This is a genomic window from Colwellia polaris (genome assembly GCF_002104515.1).
GTDB lineage: Bacteria > Pseudomonadota > Gammaproteobacteria > Enterobacterales > Alteromonadaceae > Cognaticolwellia > Cognaticolwellia polaris.
The window spans coordinates 99,395-113,811 of sequence record NZ_NBOE01000010.1; the positions used below are offsets into that span (position 1 = coordinate 99,395).

General features: G+C 38.4%; 10 protein-coding genes and 1 riboswitch. Of the genes, 6 read left to right on the forward strand and 4 right to left on the reverse strand.

Annotation, left to right across the window (positions count from 1 at the left end):
• Positions 1-2 precede the first annotated feature (2 nt).
• From B6A32_RS14810 to B6A32_RS14820, 3 genes are all read right to left on the reverse strand, one after another.
• Complete coding sequence (locus tag B6A32_RS14810) at positions 3-1,034, reverse strand: FecCD family ABC transporter permease (RefSeq protein ID WP_408607675.1); 1,032 nt, start codon at positions 1,032-1,034, stop codon at positions 3-5.
• Complete coding sequence (locus tag B6A32_RS14815; RefSeq protein ID WP_085305457.1) at positions 1,031-1,873, reverse strand: ABC transporter ATP-binding protein; 843 nt, start codon at positions 1,871-1,873, stop codon at positions 1,031-1,033. Before B6A32_RS14815 ends, B6A32_RS14810 begins: the two co-directional genes overlap by 4 nt.
• Before the next feature lie 217 nt (positions 1,874-2,090).
• A riboswitch (cobalamin riboswitch) is annotated at positions 2,091-2,240 on the reverse strand.
• Positions 2,241-2,376: 136 nt separating this feature from the next.
• Positions 2,377-4,443: a M13 family metallopeptidase gene (locus tag B6A32_RS14820; RefSeq protein WP_085305459.1), complete on the reverse strand. Its 2,067-nt coding sequence runs from the start codon at positions 4,441-4,443 to the stop codon at positions 2,377-2,379.
• A gap of 385 nt (positions 4,444-4,828) precedes the next feature.
• Here B6A32_RS14820 and B6A32_RS14825 point away from each other — a divergent pair, with 385 nt between their 5' ends.
• The 3 genes from B6A32_RS14825 (at position 4,829) to lolE (ending at position 8,150) form a co-directional block, all read left to right on the forward strand.
• The gene (locus tag B6A32_RS14825; protein WP_085305461.1) at positions 4,829-6,049 is read left to right on the forward strand and encodes a lipoprotein-releasing ABC transporter permease subunit; all 1,221 of its coding nucleotides are present in this window, start codon (positions 4,829-4,831) and stop codon (positions 6,047-6,049) included.
• Between the two features lie 76 nt (positions 6,050-6,125).
• Positions 6,126-6,884: a lipoprotein-releasing ABC transporter ATP-binding protein LolD gene (gene lolD, locus B6A32_RS14830; RefSeq protein WP_085305555.1), complete on the forward strand. Its 759-nt coding sequence runs from the start codon at positions 6,126-6,128 to the stop codon at positions 6,882-6,884.
• Complete coding sequence (lolE, locus tag B6A32_RS14835) at positions 6,885-8,150, forward strand: lipoprotein-releasing ABC transporter permease subunit LolE (RefSeq protein ID WP_085305463.1); 1,266 nt, start codon at positions 6,885-6,887, stop codon at positions 8,148-8,150.
• A 151-nt stretch (positions 8,151-8,301) separates the two neighbouring features.
• On the opposite strand, the gene B6A32_RS14840 is transcribed toward lolE, so the two are convergent.
• Positions 8,302-8,817, reverse strand: coding sequence for a DUF2062 domain-containing protein (locus tag B6A32_RS14840; protein ID WP_085305465.1), 516 nt, complete (start codon positions 8,815-8,817; stop codon positions 8,302-8,304).
• Positions 8,818-8,859: 42 nt separating this feature from the next.
• Between B6A32_RS14840 and B6A32_RS14845 the strand changes: the two genes are divergently transcribed.
• The 3 genes from B6A32_RS14845 to lpxK all read left to right on the forward strand — a co-directional run bounded on the left by B6A32_RS14845 (position 8,860) and on the right by lpxK (position 14,340).
• Complete coding sequence (locus B6A32_RS14845; RefSeq protein WP_158088497.1) at positions 8,860-11,319, forward strand: DNA internalization-related competence protein ComEC/Rec2; 2,460 nt, start codon at positions 8,860-8,862, stop codon at positions 11,317-11,319.
• A gap of 166 nt (positions 11,320-11,485) precedes the next feature.
• A complete protein-coding gene (msbA, locus tag B6A32_RS14850) occupies positions 11,486-13,249 on the forward strand; it encodes a lipid A export permease/ATP-binding protein MsbA (protein ID WP_085305469.1) in 1,764 nt (587 codons plus the stop codon).
• Between the two features lie 38 nt (positions 13,250-13,287).
• Complete coding sequence (lpxK, locus tag B6A32_RS14855) at positions 13,288-14,340, forward strand: tetraacyldisaccharide 4'-kinase (protein ID WP_085305471.1); 1,053 nt, start codon at positions 13,288-13,290, stop codon at positions 14,338-14,340.
• Positions 14,341-14,417 lie beyond the last annotated feature (77 nt).

Sequence of the window (14,417 nt, forward strand, 5' to 3'; positions counted from 1 at the left end):
AGTTATCCTGTTTTACGCGTGCGATACATAATCGCTAAAAAGAAAATACTGCCGATGGCTGAGGTAATGATACCAATGGGGATTTCAACATTACTGAACGCACTGCGTGCTGCAACATCAACCCAAACTAAAAAACAGCCGCCAACCAGTGCTGAACCAATAATGAGTGGCATAGTTGTAACGCCAACTAATTGTCTAACAATATGTGGGATCATCAAGCCTACAAAACCAATGCCGCCGCAGTAAGCTACTATTGTTGCGGTAACTGCCGCACACAAAGCTAATAATATTAAACGGAGTTTATCAATGTTTACACCAAGGCTTGCTGCGCTTTCATCGCCAAGTAATAAAGCGTCAATTTGTCGATGTAAGGCAAAAATAGTTAACAAGGTGATCAGCACAATAGCGCCAATCAAATAAAAGTGAAACATTTCAACGCGCGCTAAGCTACCCATAAGCCAAAAAATAACACGATTGGTAGCAAAAGGATCGCCAAGATAAAGAATAAAGTGACTGATTGAGCCTAACATGAAAGAAACGGCAACACCTGTAAGTAGGAGGTGATTCATATTACGTAATAAAGTTGCTATACCAAAAACAATGACGACGGAAAACAACGCACCAAGAAATGCCGCTAGCGGTAAGGCAAGAGATTGTTGATCATTAAAGGCAAATGTAGCAATAGTTGCGCCTAAGCCAGCGCCCGAAATTATGCCAAATAAATAGGGATCGGCGAGTGGATTGCGTGTTACATTTTGCAAAATAGCACCTGCACAAGCTAAGCCCATGCCGGCAACTAAGCCGACTAAAACGCGTGGAATACGAATTTGCCAAATTACCATGTCGTGTATAGGTGACATACATTCATACATAACACATTGAAGTATATCGTCACCAGTTATGTTTGCCGGTCCAAAGGTAATTGACATAATAATTGAGAGGAAAGTAAAAATAATTAAGCCTGAAAATACCCAAGAGTTTTTACTTTTTATTGCACTAACAGAACGTAGAATATTACCTAGATTAGCATTCAAGACAATTCACCTTCATGGTTAGCCGAGTTATCGGGTTTATTAGCCAACGGTATATTGCTTGCAGTTTGTGAAGCTGGATAAAAATATACTCGAGGTACTCCACAATGTTGCGCGTCGTCTCGATAGCAAGGTAAGCCAAAAACTTTGGTGAGTAATTCAGGCTTTAATACTTTATCTACGCTGTTGTCACTAACTAATTGGCCTTTATCTAACAAAAGCAACCTATTACAGTAATGGGCAGCCAGGTTAAGGTCATGTATTGTCATAATAACCGTAATGTTTAACGCCTTAACTAATTGTAATATTTGATGTTGATAGTAAATATCTAAATGATTAGTTGGTTCATCTAGAACTAATACTTTTGCTTTTTGCACTAAGGCTTTGGCAATTAAAACCCGTTGTTGTTCACCACCCGATAAGGTATTGAAAAACTTAGCTTGGCTGTTGGCTAAACCCACTTTTTCAAGCGCGCTAATAATATTTTTTTTATCAGTGTCGCTGTCGCGAGCAAATAGGGTTTTATAGGGTAACAAGCCCATGCGAACCACGTCATAAACTTTTAAATCAAATATAGGTGGGGAATTTTGCACCACTAAAGCGAATGTTTGTGCTAATTCATTAGGCTTGTATTGAGACAGAGCCTTATTTTTTAGCTTGATAGTACCTTGCCAATTCTTGTAATGGTTTAATAAGCACTTTAATAAGGTTGTTTTACCTGCGCCATTAGGGCCGATAATGCCAATAATATCGCCGCTATTAACGTCAAATGAAATGTTCTTGATAATAACTTGTTTATCAACAGACCAAGATAATGATGCCACACTGAGTAATTTTGCCATTACAAGCAGCCCTGAGTGTTAATAACTAAGGCGGTGCTTTTTAACATACTGTAAAAGTAGAGTATTTTCATTACTGCCTAAAAGTGATACCAAATTGATGAATTTAAATAAATATTAAATTAATTAAGGCGCGACAATAATAGGAAACAAGTGTCTTGTAGACAGTGTAACTCACGTGTATTCCCGCACGGTGTTATTAGTTTTATTCAAATAGTGTTATTTAAACATGTTGATACTAGGTGTCCTGACTTATAACTTTTAAAGAAAAGTTACTTACAGTTGCGGGTACAGTCACGGCATTAAACCGTGTTCCCTATAAATTAGCCAAAAGTAATTAGCATGCTTGGCTAAAGTATCGTTTGTTAAGCGGGAGATTTTACGGTTAAGTACAGCGCTTTACAATGAAAACCTGTGACTGTCTTGAGTTGAGATAAATTTAATAAAAAAGGAGCCGAAGCTCCTTTCAATTTATCGTGTTAAGTTATGGTATAAATTAAGCGATATTACCAAATTTTAACGCGATTCTCAGGTGCAATATACATAGCGTCACCTTCTTTAACATCAAAGGCACGATAGAACTCAGGCATGTTTGATAAAGAACCTAAAGCACGGAACTCAGCAGGAGAGTGTGGGTCGGTGGCAACACGGTTACGTAAAGACTTTTCAACCATTTTTCCACGCCATACTTGCGCAAAGCCCATAAAGAAACGTTGATCACCCGTTAAACCATCGATTACTGGCGCTGGTTTGCCATTTAATGAGGCTTTGTAGGCTTTATAAGCAATAGAAACCCCAGATAAATCACCAATGTTTTCGCCTAAAGTAAGTTCACCGTTAACGTTTAAGTCGTCAAATACCGCATAATTATTGTATTGAGCTACTAAGTTGTCTGTGCGTACTTTAAAGGCTGCTAAATCATCTTCAGTCCACCAATTACGCATATTGCCGTCACCATCATATTTACTGCCTTGGTCGTCGAAGCCGTGGCCCATTTCATGACCAATAACTGCGCCAATACCGCCGTAGTTTACTGCATCATCTGCAGCTAAGTTAAAAAATGGTGGTTGTAAAATAGCCGCTGGAAATACAATTTCATTTTTGGTTGGGTTGTAGTATGCATTGACGGTTTGTGGTGTCATGCCCCATTCTTGACGATCAATTGGGCCGCCTAGTTTAGCCACTTCTTTATTATGAGCCACAGTACCAGAGCGAATTTTGTTGCCGACTAAGTCGTCACTTTTGATAACTAATGCAGAGTAATCTTCCCATTTGTCTGGGTAACCTATTTTAGGATCAAAGCTAGCTAACTTAACATGAGCTGCTTTTTTAGTGGCGTCTGACATCCACTCAAGATCATCAATACTAGCGCCGTATGCACCACGCAAGTTTTCAACTAACTCTGTCATACGCACTTTCGCTTCAGGCTTAAAGTGGCGGCCAACATAAACTTTACCAATAACTTCACCTAAGTTGCTATTTACCACGGCAACACCGCGTTTCCATGCTGGACGTTGCTCTTCACGACCACTTAATTGCTTTGAGTAAAAGTCAAAGTTCTCATCATTCAAGGCCGTGGTAAGTGAATTAGCAAAATTACTTAGTGTGTGAAAAGTTAAGTAAGTTTGCCAATCGGCTAAAGAAGTTGCTGCGAAAGTTTCACCAAAACCTTTAACAAACGAAGGTTGGTTAATAATAAGATCTTTTTGAGCAGGAACACCTTGTGCTTCAAGAAATGCAGTCCAGTTAAAGGCATCAGTAACTGTGTTTAACTCGCTAACGTTAAATTTGTTATAACGCTTGGTGCTATCTCGAGATTCAACTTTTGTCCAGTGAAAACCGGCTAACTTTGTTTCAAGCGCCATAATAGTTTGTGCCGCTGCTTTACCATCTTTTAAACCAGCTAAGTTGAACATGTTTTCAATGTGAGCAACATAACCTGCACGCAATTGTTTAAAGCGCTCTGTATCGTTGAAATAGTAGTCTTTATCAGGTAAGCCTAGACCGTTCTGCCAGACATGAGTGGCGTAGCGAGTTGAATCTTTAGCATCTACACTGATGTAAAATGCTAAAGGGGTATTTATACCAATTTTTTGATTTTCACCAAAAAATGTCGCTAGTTCAGTTTTATTTTTAAGGTTATTGATTTGATCAAATATTGGTTGAATTGGCGCAGTGCCTAAAGCATTGCGGGCTTCTTCATCCATAAATGAACGAAATAAGTCAGCAACTTTTTGCTCATCGCTGCCCATTTTCAAGTTTTTAGTAGCGGCTAACTCTTCAATAATGGCTTTTACGCTATCGTCGGCTTCATCGCGTAAGTCGTAAAATGAACCAATTGAAGTTTTGTCACCAGGAATTTCATGTTTATTTAACCAGGCACCATTAACGTAGCGGTAAAAGTTATCTTGTGGACGAACAGAAAGGTCCATATTAGCTTTATCTATACCAGAGGCTAATGCCGTTTTTTGCATTACTGGGGCTGCAACTTCTGCTTTTGGAGAGGTGGTTTCATTACAACCAGCAATGAACAGTAAAGATGTGCAAACGGCACTTGTTAATATTTTCTTCATTCAATACTCACTATTTAATTGGTAAGAATGCTCAGAATGTTGCCGAGCTTTTATGTAAAGTAGGCGATATTAAAGGCTATTAAGCTGATATGCTAGATTAAATTTGTTATTTTTTAACAAGTTGTTAACTTGTAATGTAGTTTTAAATTTACAGCGACAAATAAATATGAGTCTCTGAGATCTATTACTTCATTATTTTGTGTCGGCTCTTTGCTATTTTGTCGTCGTTTTTTATCTCTAGCGAAAGCCAAAAACTTTTATTTAGGACGTATTTATCTAAAAGACAGAAAGTTACTAAAGTCAGCAGATATATTTTAAAGAGCTGTGTTATTATTTTAGGCTAATAGTTTGGGTATTATTGCCATTATCAATTAAGAAAGAGTTCATGTTTCAGCCAGTTAGTGTTTATATCGGCTTAAAATATAGTCGTAGCAGCCAAGGAAAAGGATTTGTCTCCTTTATTACATTTTTCTCCATTATTGGCATTGTGCTAGGTGTTGCTTCTTTGATCACCGTGGTTTCTGTTATGGATGGCTTAGAGCAGGAGCAAAAAAGGCGTGTGTTGGGGTTAGTGCCGCATGTATTAATGTCAACAGATCAAAAGCATATCGATAATTGGCGCGACTTACAGCGCGATATAGTTACCTTGCCTGAGGTCATTCAAGTAACCCCCTTTCAAGAAAGCGAAGCATTAATTCAGTCTAAAACCGCATTACAAGGTGTTTTAGTACATGGCATTATGCCTGAGTTTGAACAGCATAATATTATTAACAGCTCCATGGAATATGGCCAACTATCGAAGCTAGATACGCAGCCCTTTAGTATAGTTTTGGGGCAAGCATTAGCCCGAAAGTTAAATGTTAGTTTAGGCAATACTGTGCGACTAACCTTACCGAATAAAACTATATTTACTCCTATGGGGCGGGTACCTGTTCATCGTACTTTTACCGTGGTTGGTATTTTTAATGTCGGCTCGCAAGTAGATGAAGCCATGGTTTTTATTGAAATTAAAGATGGTGCTAAGTTGCATCGAAATAAAAGTGATGGAGTCAACCAACTGAGACTTTATTTAGATGATGCCTTTAAAGCTGAACATCTAATATCGCAGTTATCGCTAAAGTATCCGAACTTTAAATTTGTCAGCTGGCAAGAAAGTCAGGGCGCTTTATTTGCCGCGGTGAGTATGGAAAAAAACATGATGTGGCTGATGCTCAGTCTTATTATTGCCGTTGCTGCTTTTAATATTGTTTCTGCCCTTGTGATGGTGGTTATTGATAAACAAGGCGAGATCAGTATTTTACAAACCTTAGGCTTAGACCGAAGTGGCATTGTTAAAATATTTATCACCCAAGGATTAACAAACGGCATTTTTGGCGTTATTTTGGGCGTAACACTCGGCGTAATATTAACCTTAAATTTAAATACCTTATTTAGCTTGTTGGGTGTCAACCTCTTGGGTGCAGGACAAGAACTACCTGTGGCAATAAACCCAATGGATATATTAATTATAGTTTCCTCTGCGCTGGTTATGAGCTTTTTAGCCACCCTTTATCCTGCTTATCGCGCGGCACAAACACAGCCTGCAGAGGTGCTTAGAAATGAATAGTAAAATGGACAATGAATTGAATAGCGAATTGAATAGCGAGTTGAACAGTGAATTGAATAGTGAGTTGAATGACCAGATGAATAAAAACCACAATCAAGTTTCACAACAATCTGAGCTTGCACTCGGGCTGGAGTGTCGCCAACTCAGTAAATCTTACCAACAAGGTCCTGAAACGACCCAAGTATTATCCAATCTAAATTTAGCAGTTAAAGCCGGAGAGTTGGTTGCAATTGTTGGCAGTTCGGGCTGTGGTAAGAGTACTTTTTTGCATTTAGCTGGCGCTTTAGATACCCCAAGTTCAGGCGAAGTTTTTATTAACGGTGTTAATATTCATCAGTTGTCTGAAAAGCAGCGAGCGAAATTTAGAAATCAACACATTGGCTTTATTTATCAGTTTCATCATTTAATGATGGAGTTTAGCGCCGAAGAGAATGTGGCAATGCCGTTGTTAATTCGAGGTGATAAACCAAAAGTTGCTAGGCAGCTTGCAAAAGAAATGCTTGAGCAGGTTGGTTTAGCACATCGTAGTCACCATAGACCGTCTGAGCTTTCAGGGGGCGAACGTCAGCGTGTTGCTATAGCCAGAGCGTTAGTGACAAAACCTTCACTTATACTGGCTGATGAGCCAACAGGAAATCTAGATTTTGATACGGCAGAACAAATTTATCAGTTGCTGCAAGCGTTAAACCGCACAGTAAATACGAGCTTTGTTATTGTAACTCATGACTTAACTTTGGCTGCCAAAATGGACCGCCAGTTAACGTTAGATCATGGTCATTTAAAGCTGCTTGAAAATACCCAGAACACGAACAGTAAAAAAGATGGAGATACTTAGGTGCGAAAACCATTAAGTGTTTTTATTGGCTTACGCTATGTGCGAAGTCGTCATAGCAAGGGTTTTTCTTCTTTTATTTCAGCTTCTTCAACTATAGGTATTGTTATTGGTGTAATGGTGTTGATTGTTGTGTTATCGGCAATGAATGGTTTTGAACGCGCTTTAGCGACACATTTATTATCGATTGTACCTCATGCTGAAGTGTTGACTGTTAATGAACCAATAAATAAATGGCCTAAAAATGTTGCGCTGATTCAGCAAAACTCTAATGTTATTGCCGCCGCGCCTTTTATAAAAACACAGGGCATGATGCAAAAGTCGGCAGCGTTAAAAGGCGTAGAAATACGTGGTGTTGACGTAGCATTAGAACAACAAGTTTCAGCAATATCTCGTTATATAATTGCCGGTAGTTGGCAAGATTTATCACTTGAAAATGGCGTTGTGATTGGCGCAGGTGTTGCTCGTAAACTTGCAGTAGAAGTAGGTGATAAGGTTCAGTTACTATTACCTCCTGCAACGTTAAGTCATCAACAAACGAGTAAAAATCAGCAATTTCCAGTACCAGTTACTCAGCAAGCGACTATTGTTGGGGTGTTTAAATTTGGCGGTACTATTGACGATACACAAGTCTTTATTAATTTGGCTAAAGCAGGTGAGTTACTGGGTTATAAAGCAGATGAAGTACAAGGAATACGTTTAAAAGTAGACGATGTTTTTGCCGCGCCAAGTATTATTCGACAGGTAGCATACAATTTTGATTTTTATGTTTATATGTTGGATTGGACACGTAGCCACGGGCATTTATTTAACGATATTCAGCTCGTGCGTTTAGTGATGTTTATCGTTTTAGTTTTGGTGATTGCAGTAGCCAGTTTTAACATAGTGTCGACACTTATTATGGCTGTAAACGAGAAGAAATCTGACATTGCTATATTAAAAACCATGGGGGCAAAATCGAGCACCATTATGGCTAGTTTTATGTTTCAGGGGTTAATGAATGGCATTGTTGGTTGTGCGCTAGGTGCCGCTTTAGGGATTTTAATCTCGCTTAATCTAACCGATATTATCCGTGCGATAGAAGCAACGTTATCTGTAGAGTTTTTATCGGCTGATGTATATTTTATTGATTTTTTACCGACATTACTGCGAGAGCAAGATGTAATTAATACGGTTGTTACCGCATTAATGATGAGTTTACTTGCAACTATTTACCCAGCATGGCGGGCGACAAAAGTTGAGCCGGCTAAAGTGTTAGGGCAAGCTTAAAACTAAGCCGATATTATAAAAACTACATTTATAGCTTTTAAAACACGATTAATACTTTTAAAAAATCCGTTTTATAAAACAAAAAAATCAGACTTGTTGTCTGATTTTTTAGTCCATTTTCATCCGTTTACGTGCTCATAGTTACTCGATATTAACGTCTACGTGCTTGACGCTTTTTCCACTCTTTTGCTACTGAATATCGCCAAATGGTATTTATTGAGATATAGCCTAAAATAGAAAATATAATGCCAAGTACCACACAGCCTACGATAAAAGCTGGGCCAATAGTTGAAATGCTTTCTGCTAACCATTGCCAGCTTGCTTCAAAAGCAAATTGTCGAGTTGGTACACCAACAATCCATGTGCCAACGACGTAACAAAAGTAAAAAATTGCAGGCATAGTCAAAGGGTTAGTGATCCAACAAAGCGCAATGGATAAAGGTAGGTTGGCATGTACTATAATGGCAATGCCTGCCGCTAATATCATTTGAAATGGAACTGGCATAAAGGCAAAAAACAACCCTACAGCAAATGCTTTACTAACGGAGTTACGGTTTAAATACCACAAGTTGGCATTATGCAGTAATGCACCGAAAATTTTTAAATGTTTGTTACTTTTGATTTTTTGATGATCAGGCATCAAACGTTGAATCAATTTTTTCGGCATAAATATACTTAACTTTATATGGTTAAATGGATATTAATCACTATGGAATGGTGGCTACTAACATTTTTTATCAGCGCTATTTTGTCATTATTCTTACCCTTAGTGCCAGAGTTTTCTTTGTTACTGATAATATTGATGATGTCTTTAGCACTTCTTTTTACAGCCAAGTTTAGATTAATGGCTATTTCTGCTATTGCAATAGTGTGGATTTTACTTGCCGGCAGCCAATACAAACATACCTTAAGTCACAATAATATTGACCATATAATGTTACATAAGCAAGTTCATCTGATCCAAGGTGAAGTACGTAACATTGTGCATATAAAGTCGGGCAATAGTCGCTTTAACTTTCTTATAAGCCATTGGGCAGGGCAACCAGTAACTACTCCCTTTTTGGTGCGTTTATCATGGAAAAATGCTGAAAAACCTTTGTTACAAGGTCAACAATGGCAATTGGCGGTAAAATTAAAACCTTCGCATGGGCTAGCAAATATAGGTGGGTTTAATTACCAAGTATGGCTAAGGCAACAACAAATAGTTGCTACGGGCTATGTTAAGGCAGATAAAAAACCTAAAGCTAAGTTAATAAACATTAAGCGCAATGTTTTGCTTAATGAACAAGTGAGTTGGCGTCAAACCTTATACCAAAAGTTAACTATTGCTTTGGCAGATGAACCTCTTGGGGGATTAATTCTAGCGTTAGGGTTTGGCGAGCGAGGTAAATTAACGACAGAGCACTGGCAAGTGTTGTCAGCAACGGCAACACAACATCTTATCGCTATCTCAGGTTTACATATTGGTATTGTCGCCATTGCAAGTTTGATGCTTATAAGATTACTTACTCGACTGTTACCGTTGAATTTACTGTTATCTAAACGTTGGCAGCTAAAATTGATGCAACAAAACTTTAGTTATATTGCCGTGCTGTGTAGTTGTTTTATGGCATGGTATTACGCCTATTTAGCTGGATTTTCTATTCCGACTTTACGTGCATTGGTTATGTTGCTGTTGTTTTGGGCGCTTAAGGTTTTGCATATTAGGCTTAATTTAATACGTTGGTTTTTATTCGCTATTGTCATTATTGTGTTGATTTGGCCGTTAAGTTTAATTAGTGCCAGTTTTTGGCTTTCAGTTTCAGCATTAGTTATTATTTTTTCAACATTCGCACGCTTTTCAATACCTAAAGTGCCGTTAGAAGAAGCCTCCAATGTATTGCTTGAAAAGGTACCAGAAAACCCGGTAAATAGAAAATTTCGGAAAATTAAAGCTCGAGCCTGGTTGTGGGTTAAAACGCTGCTTATTATGCAATTGGCGTTAACTATGGCTATGTTACCGATTGCCGGCACCTTAAGTTATCAACTGCCACTTGCGGCATTTTTTGCCAATATTATCGCTGTGCCTTTGATGAGTGTTAGTGTTATTCCTTTAACACTGCTGGCGGTAGTGGTATCGCCATTTAGTAGTGTATTGTCAGGCTTTATTGTTGATTTTGCATTGCTTTGTTTGTCGTTTGTCTGGCAGTGGTTGAGTTATTTAGCTGATGCAAAGTGGGCTATGGTTGCTATTTCATATCAGCAAATTCAATTATTGATGATGTTTTTTATTTTTATTGCATTAGCGTTATTTTTTCGTCTCAGTAAAGGTAAGTTTATTGCTACTTTGGGCTTATTTGTAATCGCCGTCTCTCTAGAATTATTTAAAAATAGCCAACAACAGACTTGGCAATTATCGGTACTAGACGTTGGACATGGGCTCGCCATTGTTATTGAGAAAAATAACCATGTTTATATTTATGATACTGGTGCGAGTTACCCGAGCGGTTTTAATATGGCCGATGCGGCGCTATTACCTTACTTAGCCCATCAGGGGTATCAATCGATTGATGGCGTTATTATTAGTCACAATGATAATGATCATGCGGGCAGTTTAGAGCAATTAAGAGCAAAAATGCGTATTGATCACGTTATAGCAAATGACAGTAAACTTAATCCTGATAGGTCTTGTTTGATGGGGCAACGTTTTAGTTGGCAGGGGTTAAGTTTTGAAATGTTAGCGCCTATAAAACCTGATGGCGATAAAAATGATGACTCATGTGTGGTTGTTGTTGGTGATGGTGTACATAGTGTTTTATTGCCCGGTGACATTTCGGTAAAGCAAGAAAGGCGGTTATTAAATATAAAGAGCATTCGTAAAAGCTTGAGCAGTGATTTATTGATTGTTCCCCATCATGGCTCTAAGTCATCGTCGAGTCGCCAATTTTTAACTGCTGTTTCACCTAGTTTTGCGGTATTTAGTGCCGGTTACTTGAACCGTTGGCATATGCCAACAGACGAAATAACCAAGCGCTATAATAGGTTTAATATACAAACCTTTAATACTGCTGAGGTCGGCATGGTCACTTTTAAATTTAGTCCAGATAAAGCGAAAAAAACTAACGATGAGAAACATATTGAAGTGTTGAGTTATCGTGAGAACATGCGCCCATACTGGTTTGTAAATTAGGTAGGTGGGCAATAGTTTTACCGTAATTAATAGGTTTTTATCGCTGATGAAAGTTTATCGGTTGGTTGATTGGTAAAATAGCGTTAAAATACTCAGATAATTTAATATCTATAATTAAAGTAATCCCTTAGGGATGATATTTTTTGATAACGTATTGAGAGTATGAATGTCGACAAAACCCCAACAACTGACTACAAAAGATACCACGCGAAAAAACTTTAAGCGCCTTTTGGGTTACGCCAAAATTTACAAAGCGGCTGCTGTTGTATCTATTCTAGGCATGCTTGGTTATGCCGCTATCGACAGTTTTGTTTTTTCACAGCTTCAGCCCCTTATCGATAAAGGCTTAGACGGCCAAGATCCTGAATTTATGAAGTGGGCACCCTTTGTCATTGTTATTATGTTCATTCTTCGCGGTATTTGTCACTTTGCGGGTAATTATACTTTGGCTTGGTTGGGGAATAATGTTGTTGCTAATATACGCCAAGAGCTATTTGAACATGTTATGTCAATGCCGGTTGCTTACCATGATAAAGAATCAACAGGGAGTTTGATCTCAAAATTAACCTTTGATACAGAGCAAGTGCTTAGTGCGGTTTCTAAAGCTTTACTGACCTTGGTTCAGCAAGGGGCTTTTGTGTTAGGTTTGCTTATTGTTATGTTTTATAACAGTTGGCAGTTAGCGTCGATTTTTTTACTGATCACACCTGTTATTGCCGGCATAGTCACAGTGGTTTCTGGTCGTTTTCGCAAAATAAGTAAAGGTATTCAAAATGCCATGGGCGAAGTGACCACGGCGGCAGAGCAAACTTTTAATGGCCATAAAGTGGTATTAACCTTTGATGGCCAAGAGCGAGAGTTTGCTCGCTTTTCTAAAATTAATAGACAAAATCGTCAACAACGTATGAAAATGGTAGCAACCCAAGCGGCTAGTGTTCCGGTTATTCAAATTATAGCGTCGTTTGCTTTAGCATTTGTTTTGTATGTTGCTAATTTAGACTCGATGCGAGCTGACATTTCTGCCGGTGTATTTATGACAATATTAATGTGTATGGTTACGCTGCTTCGTCCGCTTAAATTACTAACAACGGTTAATAGCGAATTTCAAAAGGGTATGGCCGCTTGTGTCAGTATTTTTGGCGTGCTTGATCAAAAAACAGAACACGACACCGGCACGTTATCAATTGAACGAGCAAAAGGTACATTGGCGTTTGAACATGTTAATTTCTTTTATAATGATGACGAAGAAAAACAAGCACTAACCGATTTAAGTTTTACGGCAAATGTTGGCGAAACGGTTGCTTTAGTTGGGCGTTCAGGTAGCGGTAAATCTACGGCTAGTTCGTTATTGTTACGATTTTATAATGCGACATCAGGCAAGGTTTTAATTGATGGGCAAGATATTAAAGACTACAAATTAAAAGATTTACGTAAACAATTTGCTTACGTTTCGCAACAAGTTGTGCTGTTTAATGACTCTATTGCCAATAATATAGCTTACGGAAAACCTGAAGCTACACGTGAAGAAATTGAAGATGCTGCCCGTAAAGCGCATGTTATGGAGTTTGTTGAAGCGTTACCTGAAGGGCTAGAGACAAATATTGGTGACAATGGCGCTATGTTATCGGGTGGACAACGTCAACGCGTGGCTATAGCACGAGCTTTATTATGTGATGCACCATTTTTAATTCTAGATGAAGCTACCAGCGCACTTGATACTGAGTCTGAACGCCACATTCAAGATGCCTTAAGCATATTACAGAAGAATCGTACTTGTATCGTTATTGCCCATCGTTTATCCACCATAGAAAGTGCCGATAAAATTATTGTTATGGAGCAAGGAAAAATTAAAGAGCAGGGCGACCACCCAACATTATTAGCGTTAAACGGCGCTTATGCTCAACTACATAAATTTCAATTTGGTGATTAACAGGTTATGTATTACTTGAATGGTTGCGGCAAATAATAATGCGATTAATTGAAAAAGTATGGTTTCAAGGGCATGTGGCTAAATGGCTATACGTGCCGCTATTGTTTCCATTAACGGTTATGTTCGCCATCATCAGTTTTTTGCGCCGAATAGCGTACCAAGTTGGACTACTAAAGCGTATTAAGATTTCAGTTCCTATTGTGGTGGTTGGCAATATTGGCATTGGCGGTAATGGGAAAACACCTACCACGTTATATTTGGTTGAAAAGCTTACTGAACAAGGGTTAAAGGTTGGGGTGGTAAGTCGTGGTTATGGTTCAAAAGCGCCGCACTACCCTTATCAAGTTAGTCATGAAAGTAATGCAGAACAGGCTGGCGATGAACCTTTATTAATCTTTAAGCGAACGGGTGTTCCTGTGGTGATTGGCGCTGATAGAGTGCAAGCATGTCAGCGCTTGGTTGATTTAGGCTGCGAATTAATAATTGCAGATGATGGCTTGCAACATTATCGCTTAGCAAGAGATTTCGAATTTGTTGTAGTTGATGGCAAGCGCTTGTTTGGCAACGGCTTATTATTACCTTCAGGACCATTGCGCGAAACAACTTCACGAATAAATAGTGCTAACTGTGTGATTGTAAATGGCGAGAGTTCATGGCCGTGTAACGGCAGTAAACTTTCGATACCTGTATTAACGATGCAGTTAAAAGCTAAGCAAGTTATTAATGTTAAAAGTGGTGTGGTAATTGCGCTAGAAACTTTTTTAACCACACAATTAACCCGTGATAAAACCATTAATGCCTTAGCAGGTATTGGCGATCCTCAGCGGTTTTTTAATACGCTTGAACATCTCGGTTTTAATTTAGCCTTGGCTAAGGGCTTTATTGATCATCAAGCTTTTACTGCTGATGATTTACAGGCGTTTTCTCAAGATATACCGTTATTAATGACAGAAAAAGATGCGGTTAAATGTGCTGGATTTGCTCAAGATAATTTTTGGTATTTGCCTGTAGATGCAGATTTCTCAACTAATAACGAATTAATTTCAAACGTTATTAATAATATTGTAAGGCTTGTTCCAAAAAGCATATAGGCTATTGCCAATGTTAAAAATAAAGCCTTATGCATAACAATAAATAAAATTGAGCTTAAATTAAACGCATGAACGCT

Excerpts from the sequence above, each read along its gene's own strand:
- B6A32_RS14815 (WP_085305457.1), bottom strand. The coding sequence starts at position 1,873 with ATGGCAAAATTACTCAGTGTGGCATCATTATCTTGGTCTGTTGATAAA.
- B6A32_RS14820 (WP_085305459.1), bottom strand. The coding sequence starts at position 4,443 with ATGAAGAAAATATTAACAAGTGCCGTTTGCACATCTTTACTGTTCATT.
- B6A32_RS14825 (WP_085305461.1), top strand. The coding sequence starts at position 4,829 with ATGTTTCAGCCAGTTAGTGTTTATATCGGCTTAAAATATAGTCGTAGC.
- lolD (WP_085305555.1), top strand. The coding sequence starts at position 6,126 with ATGAATAAAAACCACAATCAAGTTTCACAACAATCTGAGCTTGCACTC.
- B6A32_RS14840 (WP_085305465.1), bottom strand. The coding sequence starts at position 8,817 with ATGCCGAAAAAATTGATTCAACGTTTGATGCCTGATCATCAAAAAATC.
- B6A32_RS14845 (WP_158088497.1), top strand. The coding sequence starts at position 8,860 with ATGGAATGGTGGCTACTAACATTTTTTATCAGCGCTATTTTGTCATTA.
- msbA (WP_085305469.1), top strand. The coding sequence starts at position 11,486 with ATGTCGACAAAACCCCAACAACTGACTACAAAAGATACCACGCGAAAA.
- lpxK (WP_085305471.1), top strand. The coding sequence starts at position 13,288 with ATGCGATTAATTGAAAAAGTATGGTTTCAAGGGCATGTGGCTAAATGG.